The organism is Prosthecobacter sp. Pr1 (assembly GCF_057652315.1).
Genome location: NZ_JBYFBS010000004.1, coordinates 402216 through 418253, shown reverse-complemented (window position 1 = coordinate 418253; position 16038 = coordinate 402216). Strand labels below are relative to the sequence as shown.

General features: G+C 58.0%; 12 protein-coding genes. 8 read left to right on the top strand and 4 right to left on the bottom strand.

All coding sequences use genetic code 11. The features are described from left to right. Nucleotides 1–127: 127 nt before the first annotated feature. Together AC24GY_RS09265 and AC24GY_RS09260 are read right to left on the bottom strand one after the other, a co-directional pair. Nucleotides 128–868 (bottom strand): YdjY domain-containing protein, encoded by a 741-nt coding sequence (locus AC24GY_RS09265; protein ID WP_487682228.1) that lies wholly within the window; start codon nucleotides 866–868, stop codon nucleotides 128–130. A 23-nt stretch (nucleotides 869–891) separates the two neighbouring features. Continuing rightward, nucleotides 892–2025: a sugar ABC transporter substrate-binding protein gene (locus tag AC24GY_RS09260; protein WP_487682226.1), complete on the bottom strand. Its 1134-nt coding sequence runs from the start codon at nucleotides 2023–2025 to the stop codon at nucleotides 892–894. Between the two features lie 303 nt (nucleotides 2026–2328). Between AC24GY_RS09260 and AC24GY_RS09255 the strand changes: the two genes are divergently transcribed. From AC24GY_RS09255 to AC24GY_RS09220, 8 genes are all read left to right on the top strand, one after another. Continuing rightward, entirely contained in the window at nucleotides 2329–2967 is a 639-nt protein-coding gene (locus tag AC24GY_RS09255) for an Amuc_1102 family pilus-like protein (protein ID WP_422319727.1), read from the top strand. 59 nt (nucleotides 2968–3026) lie between these two features. Beyond that, nucleotides 3027–4784 (top strand): Amuc_1101 family PilM-like pilus complex protein, encoded by a 1758-nt coding sequence (gene mul2B, locus AC24GY_RS09250; RefSeq protein ID WP_487682224.1) that lies wholly within the window; start codon nucleotides 3027–3029, stop codon nucleotides 4782–4784. 6 nt (nucleotides 4785–4790) lie between these two features. Continuing rightward, complete coding sequence (locus tag AC24GY_RS09245) at nucleotides 4791–5783, top strand: Amuc_1100 family pilus-like protein (RefSeq protein WP_487682222.1); 993 nt, start codon at nucleotides 4791–4793, stop codon at nucleotides 5781–5783. A 38-nt stretch (nucleotides 5784–5821) separates the two neighbouring features. Then, nucleotides 5822–6814, top strand: a complete 993-nt coding sequence (locus AC24GY_RS09240) for an Amuc_1099 family pilus-like system protein (RefSeq protein WP_487682220.1) — start codon at nucleotides 5822–5824, stop codon at nucleotides 6812–6814. Nucleotides 6815–6914: 100 nt separating this feature from the next. Continuing rightward, the gene (locus AC24GY_RS09235) at nucleotides 6915–9569 is read left to right on the top strand and encodes an Amuc_1098 family type IV pilus outer membrane protein (RefSeq protein ID WP_487682218.1); all 2655 of its coding nucleotides are present in this window, start codon (nucleotides 6915–6917) and stop codon (nucleotides 9567–9569) included. Between the two features lie 69 nt (nucleotides 9570–9638). Beyond that, complete coding sequence (coaE, locus tag AC24GY_RS09230; RefSeq protein ID WP_487682216.1) at nucleotides 9639–10286, top strand: dephospho-CoA kinase; 648 nt, start codon at nucleotides 9639–9641, stop codon at nucleotides 10284–10286. Further along, on the top strand, nucleotides 10283–11749 hold the full coding sequence (rho, locus tag AC24GY_RS09225; RefSeq protein ID WP_487682214.1) for a transcription termination factor Rho: 1467 nt from the start codon (nucleotides 10283–10285) through the stop codon (nucleotides 11747–11749). Before coaE ends, rho begins: the two co-directional genes overlap by 4 nt. Further along, entirely contained in the window at nucleotides 11746–12879 is a 1134-nt protein-coding gene (locus AC24GY_RS09220; RefSeq protein ID WP_487682212.1) for a ribonuclease D, read from the top strand. Before rho ends, AC24GY_RS09220 begins: the two co-directional genes overlap by 4 nt. Nucleotides 12880–13046: 167 nt before the next feature. Here the strand turns inward: AC24GY_RS09220 and modA are convergent, their stop codons facing one another. Further along, on the bottom strand, nucleotides 13047–14573 hold the full coding sequence (gene modA, locus AC24GY_RS09215) for a molybdate ABC transporter substrate-binding protein (RefSeq protein WP_487682210.1): 1527 nt from the start codon (nucleotides 14571–14573) through the stop codon (nucleotides 13047–13049). 39 nt (nucleotides 14574–14612) lie between these two features. Continuing rightward, nucleotides 14613–16037 carry a DUF1501 domain-containing protein gene (locus tag AC24GY_RS09210; RefSeq protein ID WP_487682208.1) on the bottom strand — a complete coding sequence of 475 codons (1425 nt, stop codon included), beginning with the start codon at nucleotides 16035–16037 and terminating at the stop codon, nucleotides 14613–14615. Nucleotide 16038 lies beyond the last annotated feature (1 nt).

Below are 16038 nucleotides of genomic sequence, written 5' to 3'. Positions count from 1 at the left end.
GCGGGCGCTTTTTGACCGGGGCTATTTTATTTTGCAATCAGGGGCGTTGCCTAGCGCTGATGGACGGGCGGGCTGTCGCCACACCCATCCTACGGAGGGGCATGCGTTGCTCGGCCGAGAGGCAGTGCTATTTCCCTGGGGTGATGATGAGGGTGACCTTGGTCTCTTCGGCGGGGATGTTGGCGGGCATGCTGATCCAGAGGTCGTCGCGTTCGTTGCCTTTGGCGGCGGAGTTGATGATGGCGGCGCGATCCACGTAGGTGGAGATGATGGAGCCGGTCTGCTCGGCGGCGAAGCCGGTTTCATCAATGATGGAGCCGTTGAAGATCCAGGTGTCGAGGTCGTCGGGGGTTTTGCGTTTTTCGATGTTCTGGATGAAGTCGGAGAGGGGGACTTTTTTGGTTTTGTCGCCTTCTTTCCATTCGACGTGGATGGCGAGGCGGTTGGCGCCGGGGGTTTTGGGCTCGGTGTCCTTGGCGTTGTAGGGGCGCTCGGCTTTGGGATCGAGTTTTTCGAGAATGCCGAGAGTGGCGGGCTGGTAATTGGCGAGGAGGAGGGCGAGCTGGATCTGGATGGGTTTGACCTTGGTCTCGAGGATGGTCTCGTGGACTTTCTCGCCGTTTTCATGGCAGAGGGCGTACTCGATGGGGAGCTTTTGATGGAGGATGGAGCAGGGGATGCGCAGCTCGCGGGTGGCGGCGGTGATTTGAATGCCGTTGAGATCGTAGACGCCGGGGGAGACCTGTTTGACGAGCTTTTGCGCGGCTTCGAGCTGTGTTTTGGCGTCGGGCTTGGGTTCTGCGGTTTCTTGCGCGGGCAGGCCGACGCAGGCGAGGAGGAAGAGGAGGGCGGTGAGCGAGCGCAACATGGTGGATGGGGAGTGTTGTTGGTTCACAGATTGGGCAGCCTGTAGGTGCCGGTGCGGAGCATCTGATCCACATTTTTGGGCAGGATCACCACGGGCTGAATTTCATAGGAGGGCTGAGGTTTGAAGGTTTTGTCGCTGCGCAACTTGATGATGATCTTGAGAGCGAGATCGACGAGGGCGGGCTGAACGACGGAGGCGTCGAGGTCGCCGAGGCGGACGAGTTCGAGGCCGCGCTTCTGGCCGGAGAGGCCGTCGGTGCCGATAATGAAGATGTTTTCACGCTGGCCGGCGGTTTCTGCGGCTTTGGCGGCACCGAGGGCCATGGCATCGCTCTGGGCGTAGATGGCGTCGAAATTTTTCTGGAGGTTGAAGGCTTCGGTGGTGCACTTGGTTGCAGTATCGGTGCTCCAATCGGCCGGGGCATCATGGACGAGGATGACGCCGGACTGGGTGCGGAGGCCTTCGCTGAAGCCTTCGGCGATCTCATTGGAGGAGTAGCTGTCTGCAGTGCCGCGGAGCTGGACGACGCGGCCGGTGACCTCGGTGCGTTTTTCTTCGGCGGCTTTGCGTTTGAGGGCTTCGATGATGGTGTCTGCGGCCATGCGCCCGACTTTGCGCTGATCGGTGAAGACAACGCTGGCGCAGCCTTCGTTGAGCATGCGTTTGTCGAGGCCGATGACGATGATGCCGAGGGTCTGTGCTTCGACGATGAGTGCCGCAACCGCAGGGGGATCGATGGGGCTGATGATGATGGCGGCAGGCTTGGTGGCGATGGCCTGGCGGAACTGTTCGATCTGCGTGGCGCTGCTGCCGGCGGCGTCGCTGGTGGTGAGCTGGTAGCCCACCTGCCTGCCGACGAGCATGGCGAGGCCATTGCGCTGGAATTCCTGCATGGCGATGCGTGTGTCAGGCAGAAGCAGGATGATTTCGGCGCGCTCATCCTTGGCTGCGAGGCCGGTGGAAGCAAGAATGCCGGGGGAAGGCAGGGCGCTGGCAGGAGGAGCGGGGGCGCTTGCTGGTTTAGCCTGAGTTGCCTGCTTTTGTTTTTCCAGATCGCTGATCGCTTTTTCCACCACGGGGCTATCCGACTGATCGCAGGCGGCCAATGAAAGGATGCCCAAAAGGAGGGCGGCGGGTCGAGTGCAGGAGAACGTCATGATGAAGAAGGGGAGTTTAGGCTTCGAAATCAGACTTGCACAAGCCTTAGATGTTCACGAAATCCCCGCCTGTCTTTTGCTTGCACTCTGACGGGATTGCCACAGACTCCGCGCTCCCCGCCCCCTGAACTGACCGTAATGAGCCACCCCAAGAAGACCTCTGTCGCCTGCCATCGCAGGAATTGCATGAAGACGGAAATTTTCGCACAGTGACGTATTTTCGCGACTTTCTCGAATCCCTGCTTGATGCGCAGGGTGTTTTGCTGATAAAACTTTTAAATATTGGAACAACCAGCCCACACAATGAAACCTCTCAGCTTGATTCTCGCATCTCTCCTTCTTGCCAATGTCGTTCAGGCGCAGGCGCCGGCGACTGGTGAAAAACTGCCTGATGTGAAAGTGAGAATCAAAAATGTGCAGGTCGAAGAGCAGCAGACGCCGCAATTGAGCGTCTCCAACGTCAAGATGAAGCGCTGGACGCCGAAGAACTGGATTGAATTTGATGTGGAGTTTGACATCAAGCTTCCTGTTGAGGCGGGCGGAAGAAAGGGGAGCTACCCGGGCATGCAGCTGAACATTTATGCGGCGCTGCAAGAAATGACCAAGGATGCCAAACCGAAACGCATCGTCCTTCAGGGAACATTGGATCTGCTGGACATCCCTGCGGATGAACCCTGCCACGCGCTGGGTTACATTTCTCCAGCCGCGATGAAGTCCCTCACCATGAAGGACACCGTGACGGCCTCTGTCGACATTCAGGGGTGGGGCGTTGAAATCGTCGTGGATGGTAAAGTCATTGCCGCCAAGTCGAGCGTTGGCAAGAATGCGTGGTGGGAGAACAAAGACAATTTTGCGATCATGCAAGGAATGGTGCTTAACAAGATGCAGACGCCCTTCGCGGCTGTTTTTGGCGACTACGATGTGCCGGTCAAAGTCAAGTAACCAAGCCGCCGAACTCGCCGCAAGTTTTCAACAGATCAGTGATATAAACCCTTCCCAGCATGGCAGACCCAACTAGCATTGCAGTCATCAGTCTCGGCTCCCAACGTGTCAGCGGAGCATTCTTCGGCAAGACGTCGGGAGGGGATCTCATCCTGAAGCGGTACGAAATCATTGAACTGGATGGCGATCCTTCTGTGGATGTCAGCCGCCTGCCCCAGTTGAAGTCGGCGCTGCAGGAGCTCGTCTCCAAGGTGAAGATCAAGGGGCAGAAGACCTGGTGTTCCGTCCCCGGGCATCCGGTGTTCAGCCGTTTTGTGAAGCTGCCTCCTGTGCAGGGGGACAAGCTGGCGCAGATCGTTGAGTTCGAAGCGCGGCAGAATGTGCCGTGGCAGCTGGATGAAGTCTCCTGGGACTACGAAGTGGTCTCCAAGTCTGATCTGGGCGAAATCGAAGTGGTGCTGGCCGCCATGAAGTGCGAGCCGCTGAACGAGATGCACGAGGAAGTTTCTTCCTGTGGCGTCAATGTGGTAGGGATGGATGTGGGGCCGCTGGCGCTCTACAACGCTTTCCGTTACAGCTATCCTGATGTGGATGAGCCTGCGTTGATCGTGGACATGGGCGCCCGCTCCACGAATCTGGTGTTTGTTGAAGGAGATCGCTTTTTCACCCGCAATCTGCTGGTGGGTGGTGCTGCAGTCACCAATGCGATCGCCAAGGAATTCGGCATTTCCTTTGCCGAGGCCGAACGCCAGAAGCGTTCCCAGGGCTTTGTGGCCCTTGGCGGAGCGGTGGAAGACCATCCGGACGAAGGCGTGAACGCCATGTCCAAGGTCATGCGCAATTCGATGACGCGTCTCCATGCTGAGATCATGCGCACGATCACCTTTTACCGCAGCCAGCAGGGTGGCAGCGCGCCGAAGCGCGTGTTCCTCGCGGGCGGTGGCTCGGGTGCAGGCTACATTGCGGAGTTTTTCGCGGAAAAACTGAAGCTGCCGGTGGAAATTTACAACGGGCTGCGTGGTGTGCAGACGGATCGTGGAGTGAGCGCGGATGCGGCCCAGATGGATGCACCGGCGCTTGGAGAACTCATCGGTCTGGCACTGCGTGGCATGGGCTCCTGCCCTTGTGAAATCGAACTCGTCCCCGGGAAGCTGGCTGCGGCGCGTGACGCAGCGCGCCGTGCACCGGCCCTGATTCTGTCCGGGATCTGCATCATGGGGGCACTGGCTGCCTCGATCTTCTGGTTCAAGAGCGCGACTGCGGTGGTGGAAACACGTGCTGCCGCCCTGCAGGCTGAAAGCGGGCAGCTCAGTGGTCTGGCCAATCAAATCCGCCAGCTTGACGCCAAGCAGGAAGAGCTCCGAGTTCGCAGCGCGCAGCTGGAGCAGGCGGTGACCGACCGCTCCTGGTGGGCGCATCTGCTCAATGACCTCAATCAGCAGTTCGACAATGATCTGATCTGGCTGCCTGTGATCGAAGTGCTGAAGGATGACAAACCCATCACCAAATCGCTGTGGGGCGGTGAAGAGAACAACAGCAGGCCTGCTCCCAATAACAGCAGCAACTCCAGAGGGGCGCCTGCTGCACCGGTCTACACACTGCGCATGCAAGGGCTGTATCGTAAGAACGACAAAGGAGAGCAGAAGGTGGTCTATGATTTTGCCGCGAAGCTGGCGAAACTGGACGCCTTCAACGCGCCGGACTTTGAAGCCAAACGTGACACATATGTGAAGGTTGACAGTGGCGTGGATGAAGTGCGCTACGCCTATCACTTCGAAATTAAAATGCCTCTGCGCAATCCTCTGCAATTTCAATAAAGCATCATGGACTGGATACGTGAAAATAAACCATTGGCCGCCATTCTTGGCGTAATCGTCGTCGGCTCGCTGGCCCTTGGCTATCTGTTGTTTGATGCATGGAGTGTCTATGCAGAAACCAAGGAGGGTTATCTGGGCCTGGGCAACCAGGTGGCCGGCCTGAAAGGCGCGCAACTGGCACCCACGGAGGCCAATTTGAAGGCCAAACAAGACTCGGTGGCCGAGTACACGAAGCTGGTGGACACCCTTGGCAAAACGGTGCTCATTCTTCAGCCGAAGGTTGCGGCGATCAATGACATTGAGTTTCAGGACAAACTCAAAGCCAAGATCTCCGAAATCCGCAAGACATCTGTGCAGGCGAAGATGCAGCTCCCTGCAGAATTTGCCTTCGGTTTTGATGACTACACCCACACGCTGCCCAAATCCGGCGCCGAAGCCACCGAGCTTTCCGGTTATCTGGACGCCATGGATGAGCTGACGAAGCTCCTCATGAAATGTGGAGTGCAGTCGCTGGATCTACTGGAGCGCTCCAAGCTGCCCGTCGAGGCTGCTTCCGCTAAAACTTCCACCGCCGCGCAGGGGAGCAACAATGCCGCAGCGTTAGGGGCGCAGGTGCCCTCTGGTATTGTTGAGAAACGTCAGATTTCGCTGGTTTTGACCTTGGATCAGGGGCCATTGCAGCTGCTGATCAGCCGCCTGACCAGCCCGACTGACATGCCGTATTTCACCAGCCTGCGGCTGCTGCGCATCGAGAATCAACGTCAGGATGGGCCGCTGGTTTCTGAAGTCAGACTGCCGACCGAAGGGACTAGTGACCCGAATGCACCTGTCAAAACGGAGGAGGCGCCCTCGGATGAGATCAAGCCGCCGCCGCCGGCTTTTGTGGATGCCATTCCTGTGTTTGGGAATGAGCTTCTGAAAGTCAGGCTCGAAATCGATCTGATCAAATTTTTGGACGCCGCCGCAGGGGTTGCGGCCCAGGCTCCCGCCGGACGTTGATCTCACTTTATAAAAATCCGCAGCCTTAAAGCACCACCATGCAGAACCGACAGGGCAACTACGAAAAAACCATTCTGATCATTTCCTCCCTTCTAGCGATTGGGGTGGCCGTGTTTCTGATCCTCGAATCGCAAGGGCTTGAGGAAAGTCTTACCCTGCCACAGGGGTTCTCCAAGAATGACTTGAACGCACCCGCAAGCCAGAAGGTGAAAGACGCCACCGAAACCTTCAAGAAGAAGTATTCATGGCTTTCCCCGGTGCGAAATGAGAAGGCGGTGCCATTGAACAAGTCCGTGATGCTGGTGATGAAGGACGGGAAGCTTTTCGACCTTCTGCTGCCGGAGCCGAAGCTGCGTGAACCGATGACCAACCTCTTCCTCACGGGAGATCTGACGAAAAACCCGCCGGAAGCACAGCTCCCCAACATCTTTTCGCCCAACGTGGGCCAGCTGGATGCGGACAACGACGGGTTTTCCAACCTGGAAGAGTTCAATGCCAAGACTGATCCACGGGATGCGAGCTCGATGCCGCCATATACGGACAAGCTGTTCCTGACCAAGCGCATCAGCCATGACTACATCCTGATGCTCAAGGGTGGCAGTGATGGCACTTTCCAGATTCAGCGTCTGGTGCCGACCCGCGCCAGTGTTTTCAAGCCTCTCAACGAGGAGTTTGGTTTCGACAAAGGCACCCTGCGCTTCAAAATTCTCTCCGCCGATAAAAAGACCATCGAAACGAAGTTTGGGCCCAAGGATGCCTACATTCTGAAAATGCTCGATATGTCCACCCAGAAGGAATTTGAGCTGGTGGAAGGCAAGGAAGTGAATCTGGCCGATTATGAGGCTGAGTTCGAATTCCGCTGGAAGAAGCGTCAGGTCATTCCTGGGGTGAAAGAAGGGGGCTCGTTCCAGCTTCCCGGCCTTGGCAAGACGTACTACATTCTCAAATTGGAAGAAACCAAAGCCATTATTTCGCCTCTCGGGGCGGATGGTAAACCCACGAAAGAAACCATCGAAATTAAGCAGGGCTAAGCCTTCGCTATTTTCATCCCGGCACAAAAATTAGCTCGCCAAAGTTCGCCCTCTTCTGTTAGTAATCTCTCTTTACCACAAAATATTGTCAGTTTGCCCTATGACCCATCACTCTCGTCTGGTGTTCAACCTTTCCCTTCTCGTTTTGACTGCGGCCTCGCCATCGATCATGGCCCAAAGTCAAAGTACCGTCACTGGAATGGCCAATCGCGAAATCGCACGTCGTTATGCCCGCATTGAAGATGCACGCACGGCCATGGATCGTGGTGACAAATTATTCAGCGAGGGGGATTATGATGGTGCGCTTAGCTCCTACAAAGCCGCCATCGATTCGCTGCCAAATGCGCCATTGACCCGTGACTGGCTGGATCTGGCCCAGCTCAAGTATGCCGATTGCAGCGTCACGGTTGCCCAGGAACGTGCCAAGGCAGGCAACTACAAGGAGTCCCGTCAATTGCTGGAAGGTGCGCTGGTGTTAATTCCAGGGCACAAAGGCGCTCTGGCGTTCCAGAAGCAGCTTGAAGATCCAGACCGCTGGCCGCCATCGCTCACGGCTGAGCATGTGACCAACGTTGGCAAGGTTCAGGCGGGGCTCCTGCTTGGAAACAGTTCCGTTGAAACAGGCCAGTATGATGCTGCCATTTCGCAGTATCAGGATGTTCTGCGGACAGACCCTTACAACAGCGCCGCCCGCCGCGGCATGGAGAATGCTGAGCGCAAGCGTCAGGCCTACTTCAAGTCGGCCTACGATCACCAGCGTGCCAAAATGCTGACGCAGGTGACTGAGACTTGGGAGGACAAGGTGCCTGTGCAAGGTCAGGCTGTCATCTTTGAATATGGTGTGGGACGCAGCCCAGGTGCGTATCTGACGGAAAAAATGAACAAGATCATTTTCCCGACGGTGCAATTCGAAGGGGCAACCATTGAAGAGGCGATTGAATACCTTCGTGTCAAAAGCCGTGATTTGGACACCTTCACCGACAAATCCGGAGTCAAAGGAGTCAACATCATTCTCCGCATGGGTGATGCGCCAAGCAATGCATCCATCAGCTTGGATTTGAAAGATGTGCCGATGTCTGAGGCTCTTCGCTACGTGACCGAGCTGGCGCAGATGAAATACAAGGTGGAGGCGCATGCCGTTCTGGTGGTGCCAATCTCCGAAAATGCCAGTGAGCAGTATACTCGCAGCTACCGCGTGCCGCCTGATTTCTTGAGCTCGGGTGGTGGTGGAGACCCTGGTGCTGCTGCACCGGCGGCAGCTGCTGATCCTTTCGCTGCTGGCGGTGGTGCCGCAGCGGCTGGAGGTGGTGGTTTGATCGCTAGAAGAACAGCCCGGCAGATCCTTGAAGCATCAGGAATCGTTTTCCCAGAGGGTGCTTCGGCAAGTTACAATCCTGCCAACTCACAGCTGGTGGTCAGAAATACGCAGCCCAACTTGGATTTGGTGGAAGCCTATGTGGAATCCATTACGAAATTGGCTCCCAAGATGGTGGTCATCACTTCCAAATTTGTTGAAGTGACTCAGAAAAACACGGAGGAGCTCGGCTTTGACTGGCTACTCGGGGGGGTCACTGTTGGTAATCTCGGATTTGGCGGGGGGAGTTCTGGTAATGGAACTACGTATAATACCGCCGACTATCCATTCACCGCAAATTCGACTCAACCTGGATATAAGCTCGATGGCACGACGGTGTTTCCCGATCTTCCAGTGGCTGCTGCTCTTGGCGGCACGGTCCCGCTAGGAGCTACCGGTGGGAGTGCCTATGGTGGTGGTGGCGCCGTAACTGCTGGGAATCGCAGTGGCGGCTATGCCATTGGAAACAATAGCATTGACAATCTGTTAACCACGGGTTCCACCACCGGCGCGGTCTCTTCTGCTCCAGGGATTTTCAGCACTGCCGGTATTTTTTCCAGCCCACAGTTCCAGAGTGTGCTCCGTGGCTTGAGCCAGAAAAAAGGCGTGGATTTGATGAGCGCCCCAAGCGTGACAACGAAGAGCGGCACTCGTGCCACCATGGAAGTGACTCGCGAATTCATCTACCCAACGGAATTTGATCCTCCACGTCTTCCTCAGGGTGGTGGTGGTCTGAACGTTGGTGGCGGTGGCGGTGGCCAGCAGATTGCCACTCCTACGACCCCGACGGCCTTCGAAATGCGCCAGACTGGTGTTCGCCTTGAGGCTGAACCCACGGTGGGTGCGGATGGTAACACGATCGAACTGACCCTCGCCCCTGAAGTTGTGGAGTTTGATGGGTTCATCAATTATGGTTCCCCGATTAACTCGCCTTCGAGCCAGTCCGTGCTGAGCGTTACTTCCTCGATCACAGAAACCATTTTAGGAGTAGAAACAACAAAAGACGTTGAGGGCTACGTTCCTCTGTCCCAGCCTGAGCGTGTGATCACGCCCAACATCATCAATCAGCCGGTATTCTCTGTCCGTAAGGTCACGACTGGCGTCTCCGTCTGGGATGGACAGACCGTTGCTCTCGGCGGCCTGATCCGCGAAGACGTGCAGGACGTTCAGGACAAAGTGCCGATCCTTGGCGACCTTCCGTTCATCGGTCGCCTGTTCAAGAGTGAGTCCGAGCAGCACTACAAGCGCAATCTGATGATCTTCGTGACGGCCCATTTGATCGACCCTTCGGGTCAGCGTATCAAGCCGGTCAACCCTACACAGGCAGCAGCAGGTGCGGATGCTGCAGCCGGCCCTGGCTCTGTGGGAACTCTCCTGCCAGCGGTGGCACCAGCCAACTAATAGTTTAAAATCTCTTAGCTTAATTACTATCAGGCAGGATTGCGAAAGCATCCTGCCTGATTTGTTTTAGTGACTTACGATTGCAGACAGGCCAAGCACCGGCCAAATACTTCGATGAAATCTTGGCTGATCACCGGCGGAGCAGGATGCGGCAAAAGTTCGCTAGTCACGTTGCTGATTGAGCAGCTTCCCAAGACGCACCGTGTCTTTTCTGCCGATTTGATGGTGGCAGAGGTGATGAAACGTGAATCTACGATTCAGGGGTTGGTGGCTGCCTTTGGCGCGAGGGTTCTGGGCAATGCAGGCGAGATCAACCGGCAGTGGCTGCGTGATGTGGTGCTGCCGGATGTGGGTTTGCGCAAAAAGCTGGAGGGCCTGCTGCATCCCCCCGTTTTGGCATCTCTGGAGAACGCCCGCAGGGAGGCCGAAAAGGCCGGGGTGAATCTTTTCCTTGCGGAAGTCCCCCTCCACTATGAGATTGGAGGTACAGTTTCAGCAGACTTCGTCATCGTGGTGGCTTCCAGCCGGTCGGTGCAAGTCAGGCGGATGATGGAAACCCGGGGACTCGACGAACAGACCGTTCACAAGTTCCTGGAGGCCCAATGGCCCATCGAAGCCAAGGTAGAAAGAGCAGATGCCGTCATTTGGAATGATGGTTCTCTGGCCTCTCTTGAAGCCCAGGTGCTGACGCTGGCAAGTCCACTCTTGCAAGCATGAACGACCCATCTACCGAATCCCCCGCAACGGTTGCGGCCCCCCCCGCCTCCCCAGTGTCGGACCCCACCCCCGTTGCCACTCTCCCCCCGGAGAATCCCGAGCCGCAGCAGGAAACTGCATCTCCTGCTCAACCTCCCGCCGTTTCAGGCGAGACGCCTGCCGAGCCCCAGAAGACGGATGGCGCGCAGCCACCGTTTCCAGAGGAGATCTCCATCAACGAACTGCAGAACTCCTCGCTGGCTGATCTGCTGGAGCTTGCGGAAAAGGTGGGTTTCCGCCTGAATGCAAGCCGCACGAAGCATCAGCTCATTTACGATCTTTGTTCGTGGATGGGGGAACACAAAACCCGCCTCAAGGTGGAAGGTGTGCTGGAGATCGGCTCGGACAACTACGGCCTCATCCGTTATCCGAAGTACAGTTTCATGCCCCTGCCAGAGGACGTCTTCGTTCCTTTGTTTCTGGTCAGGAAGTTCAATCTGCGCCCCAGCCAGAGAATTGCAGGGATTGCCAAGGCTCCCAAGGACCGGGACAAGTACCTGGCGATCGACCGGATCACCGAAGTCGAAGGGATTACCATCGACAAATGGGAGACACCGACGGATTTCGACAAGCTGACGGCGACGTTTCCCAACAAGCGCATCATTCTTGAAACGGCCAAGCCGTGCGCGGTCAGCTCCCGCATTCTCGACATCGTGGCACCGCTGGGCAAAGGCCAGCGTGGTCTGATCTGTGCGCCGCCTCGTTCGGGCAAGACGGTGATCCTGAAGGACATTGCCAAATCCATCTCCCAGAATCACAAGGAGATCACGCTCATCGTGCTGCTGCTGGATGAGCGCCCCGAGGAAGTGACCGATTTCGAAGAAACGGTGAGCGGCTGCGAGATTTACAGCTCCACGTTTGATGAGAGTCCGAAGCGGCACAGCCAGGTGGCGGAGATCGTGCGTGAGCGCGCCTGCCGACTGGTGGAGATGAAGAAGGACGTGGTGATCCTGCTGGACAGCATCACGCGTCTGGCCCGTGGTTATAACTCATCGCAGGGCAGCAAGGGTGGAGCGTACATGGCCGGCGGTGTCGGCACCAAGGCGCTGCAAAAGCCCAAAAAATTCTTCGGTTCTGCCCGCAATGTGGAGGAAGGCGGAAGCCTGACGATCATTGCCACGGCGCTGATCGAAACCGAGAGCCGCATGGATGAAGTGATCTTTGAAGAGTTCAAAGGCACCGGCAACATGGAGGCCACGCTGGACCGAGAAATTTCCGAGCGGCGGATCTACCCCGCGCTGCACCTGCTCAAATCGGGCACGCGGCGTGACGACCTGCTCTACCACCCGGACGAATTCCGGCGCATCACGCAGGTGCGCAAACAGCTTGCTGCAGTCCCGGCTGTGGAGGCACTTGAGATGCTTATTCGCAATATCAACCGCACCAGCAACAATGCGGAAATCCTCCTCATGGGCCTGAAATGAACGAGGAAGGATCACCACCGAAGGACTACGAGTTCATCGACACCCCGGAGCACCTCAATGAATGGGTGGGCAAGATGCGAGTCTGGCTGGCAGAAAGCCCGGACAAGCGCTGCTGCCTGGACACGGAGGCGGACAGCCTGCACCACTACCATGAGAAGCTCTGCCTGCTGCAGGTGAACTGCGCCGGGCGCTATGCATTGGTGGATCCGCTGGCGATTTCAGATGTGACGCCGCTGCTGGAACTGCTGGATGCGCATGAGCTGTGGTTTCACGGGGCTGACTACGACCTGACGATGCTGCGGAGGACCTATGACTGGAATCCGAAGGTGATTCGTGACACGCAGATCGCTGCGCGCCTGCTTGGCGCACGCCAGTTTGGCCTCGCGGCGCTGGTGAAGAACGCTTTTGATCTGGATCTGTGCAAAGCCTCACAAAAGGCTGACTGGAGCCGCCGGCCGCTGCCACCGAACATGCTTTCGTATGCAGTGGATGATGTGCGCTATCTGCTGCCGATCGCGGATAAATTCGTGGCTGAACTCAAAGCGAAGGGTCGGGAAGACTGGTTTCATCAGAGCTGCCTGTCTTTGCAGGAAGATGTGGCCGCGCGTGACAACGTGGCGCGTGAAGATCCGTGGCGTGTGCAGGGCTGCGGCAGGCTGCACCCCAGAGGATTGGCCATCCTGAAAGGCATGTGGGAATGGCGTGAAGGCATCGCGAAAGAGCGTGACACGCCGTGCTTCAAGATCATGTCCAACAAGCAGATGGTGGCCTACGCCGAGCAGTTTGAAGCCGGCCAGCCGCTGAATCCGCCGAATGGCTGGCGTCCGCGCTGGAAGAAGGAGTTTTTTGACATCGTGGCGGCGATCATGGCATCCACTGCCGCCGACTGGCCGCAGCGCGCCAAGAAGACCAAAGGGCGCCTCAGTGACACGCAGCGTGATCAGATCGACAAGCTCTGTGCGCATCGCGAAAAAGTGGCGCAGGAGCTTGAGATCGAGCCCTCGCTGCTCGGGTCACGTGCGACCATCGAAGAACTCGTCGTGGACGGAAATCCATCGAGTCATCTGATGAACTGGCAGCATGATCTGATGGCGGGTGGGCTGGAGCAGGTGCTGCAGACGGCGGAGTAGAAGGGGGTGGCGCAAGCACGCCCCGTCTATCCGTGTGTGGCAGACGCCATGGCGTACGAACGCGCTCGAAGTCGGGCGGTTTGGCGAAGGAGGTTGTGAGGGCGAGGATGTGATGGACGCCAAACACACCCGACCTACGGACGCGGCGCTGTGCCTGCAGTTAACAGCTATTTTTGCTTCAACCAGTCTGGCAGGACGATGTCCGCGCTTTTGACGGGAGCGGTGTCGCCTTTCCAGACGAAGCCGGCATTTTCGAACGTGGTGCGCTGCTCGCGCAGGAAGGCGAGGAGGCGGCGGCCCAGCTGCTGGTTCGGGGAATCATGCCGAACGGCGAAGGGCTGGACGGCCTTGGACTTGTCTGCGGGCAGCGGCACGGCATCGAAGTGGGCTTTGTCGTTGTTGATATTGATGCCATAAACGACGGCGGCGTCGAGTGAGCCGGTGCGCATCTGATTCACGAGGAAATCTGCGGTGGGCACCTGGGATGATGCGTTTTTGCTCACGCTTTCCCACAGGTTCATGGACTTCAGCATGGAGCGTGTGAGAAAGCCGATGGTGGACTGCTCCGCATTGCAGATGCCGACGTGCAGACCGGGGCGGGCAAGGTCTGCGAGCGTGTGGATGCCCTTCGGATTGCCCTTGGGGACGGCGATGACGATTTCCGCCTCGGTGAGGAGGATGGCTTCAGGGAATTGCTCCGCGACGGGGGGGACGAAACAGACATCGCAGGCGTAGTAGACGTCTGGGAACTTGGGATTGCTGCTGTCCTGCATGGTCTTCATGGATGCGCAGAGAATGCCGCAGCCATTGAAGACGGTGGTCAGCGTGATGCCTTCACGGGTGGCGAACTGCTGGAGGAGTTTTTCGATGGCGAGACGATTCACGCCGCCGCTGTAGATGATCAGATCAGGGCGTGCGGCCCACTTGTCTCCGGGCACGGGTTTGAAGCCCTGCTTTTGGAAAACGGTGCCGCCTTTTTCCGGGGCGGTTAGGTAGCGCGCAAAGCGCAGCGCCTCTGCGGGCTGCTGGCTCGATGAGAGGATAGTCGCGGTGGCATGTTCGTCGTGCTTTGCGAGCTCTGGCAGCGGCGCGATCTCCAGGCCTTTGAATTGGGGGACGGTGGAGTCCCAGACAATGGCGGCATCGACGGCACCGAGGGAGAGATCGGCGGCGATTTCAGTGACGGTGGGTTTCATCACGGCGGCCTTCGCGGCCAAGGCATCCCATTCGGGGCCGAGGAGCTTCTTTGCCACGCGGCTGATGCTCGCGGCTTCGGGATTTGCCAGGGCGAGTTTGATATCCGGGCGCTTCAGGGCGGCGAGACTGTCAATGTGTTTGGGATTGCCTTTGGCGACGGCGAGCACCGGCTGCTGATTGACGAGAGTGAACTCCTCGCGGGTGACGCCCAGCTTTTTTGCATCTGCCAAGGCGCCATCGTCAGCGGCGATGAAGAGATCGCCCTGCTTGGTGATCTTGAGCTGGCTCAGCAGGGTGCCGGTGCCGCCGTATTGCAGGCGGACTTCGGTGCCGGTTTCCTTTTGGTAAGCGGCGGCGATTTCCTCCACCGGCTTCTTGATGCCGGCGGCGCAAAAGACGGTGAGTGACGCAGAACTGGTCTTGGCGGGTTTCAGTGCCACCCATGTGGCACCGGCGGCGGCTCCGAGGCAGAGGACGATGACAAATTTTTTCAGCATGAGGGAAGAACGTGCCAGAAAGGCGGCATCGCTCAAATACTACGCGATCAATTTCTCGATGACCTGGCCGCCGAACTGGCTGAGCTGCTTGAAGCGGCCCGCGTGGTAGAAGGTGAGCTTGTTGTCGTTCAGGCCGAGCAGGCGCAGGAGAGTGACGTGGAGATCGCGGACGTGATGAACCTCTTCGACGGCTTCCATGCCGCGGTCATCGGTGCTGCCAATGGTGTGGCCGGCCTTCACGCCGCCACCGGCGAGCCAGACGGTCATCGCCTTTGGATTGTGATCGCGCCCATAGGCGGTGCCGCCGCGCACGCCATTGTCCGGGGTGCGGCCGAATTCACCGCACCAGACGATGAGGGTGTCTTCCAGCAGGCCGCGCTGCTTCAAGTCCTTGATGAGTGCGGCGATGGGCTGGTCCACCTGATGGATGAGATTGCCGTGGGCGCGCTCGATGTAGTCGTGGCTGTCCCATGTGCCGGCGTAGAGCTGTACGAAACGCACGCCTTTTTCCACGAGCTTGCGGGCGAGCAGGCATTTGCGGCCGAAGGCGTCGGTGGCATCGCTGCCGATGCCGTACATGGCTTTGGTCTTTTCGTCTTCTTTGCTGAGGTCCAGGGTCTCCGGCACCTGCGTCTGCATGCGGAAGGCGAGTTCGTAATTGTGCATGCGAGCGCGCAGTTCGTCGTGCCATGGGTGGGCTTCGGCGTGGCGGGTGTTTAGCTGAGCGAGGAGATCGAGGTTGGCGCGTTGATGGTCGGATGCGATTCCTTGGGGTGGTTGCAGATCGAGGATGGGAGAGCCTTTGGGGCGCAGGGGGGTGCCTTGAAATTGGGCGGGGAGGTAGCCGTTGCTCCAGTTTGCGCTGCCGCCTTGTGGATAGCTGATTTCAGGCAGCACCATGAAGCCTGGCAGGTCCTGATTCACGGAGCCGAGGCCGTAGGTGACCCAGGCACCGATGGCGGGATCGCCCCCGAAGCGATTGCCGCAGTTCATTTGATACATGGCGGTGGGGTGATTCACGGAGTCCACCTGGCAGCCACGGAAGAAGCAGAGCTCATCGGCAACGCCAGCGAGGTGCTGCCAGGGCTGGCTCATCCATGCGCCGCTCTGGCCATGCTGGGCAAACTTGAAGGGGGACTTCACGTAGTAGCGCTTGCCGCTTTCCATGGCGGACTTCTGCTTTCCTTCGCGGGTGAACTCCTTGAGGTGGAGCTTTTCGAGGACGGGCTTGGGATCGAAGGTGTCGATGTGGGAGGGGCCGCCTTCCATCATGAGGAAGATGCAGTTTTTGGCTTTTGCGGGAATCTGCTGGGCCTTGGGTGCGAGGGGGCCGGTTTGTTCGGCGGCGAGGAGTGAAGTGAGGGCTACGCTGCCGAGGGAGGTGCCGAGGCCGTAGATGAATTCGCGGCGTGTGGGCGAATGCATTGCGCGAGCTCCGGCGCAGGGAAAGAAGGTCTGGTTCATG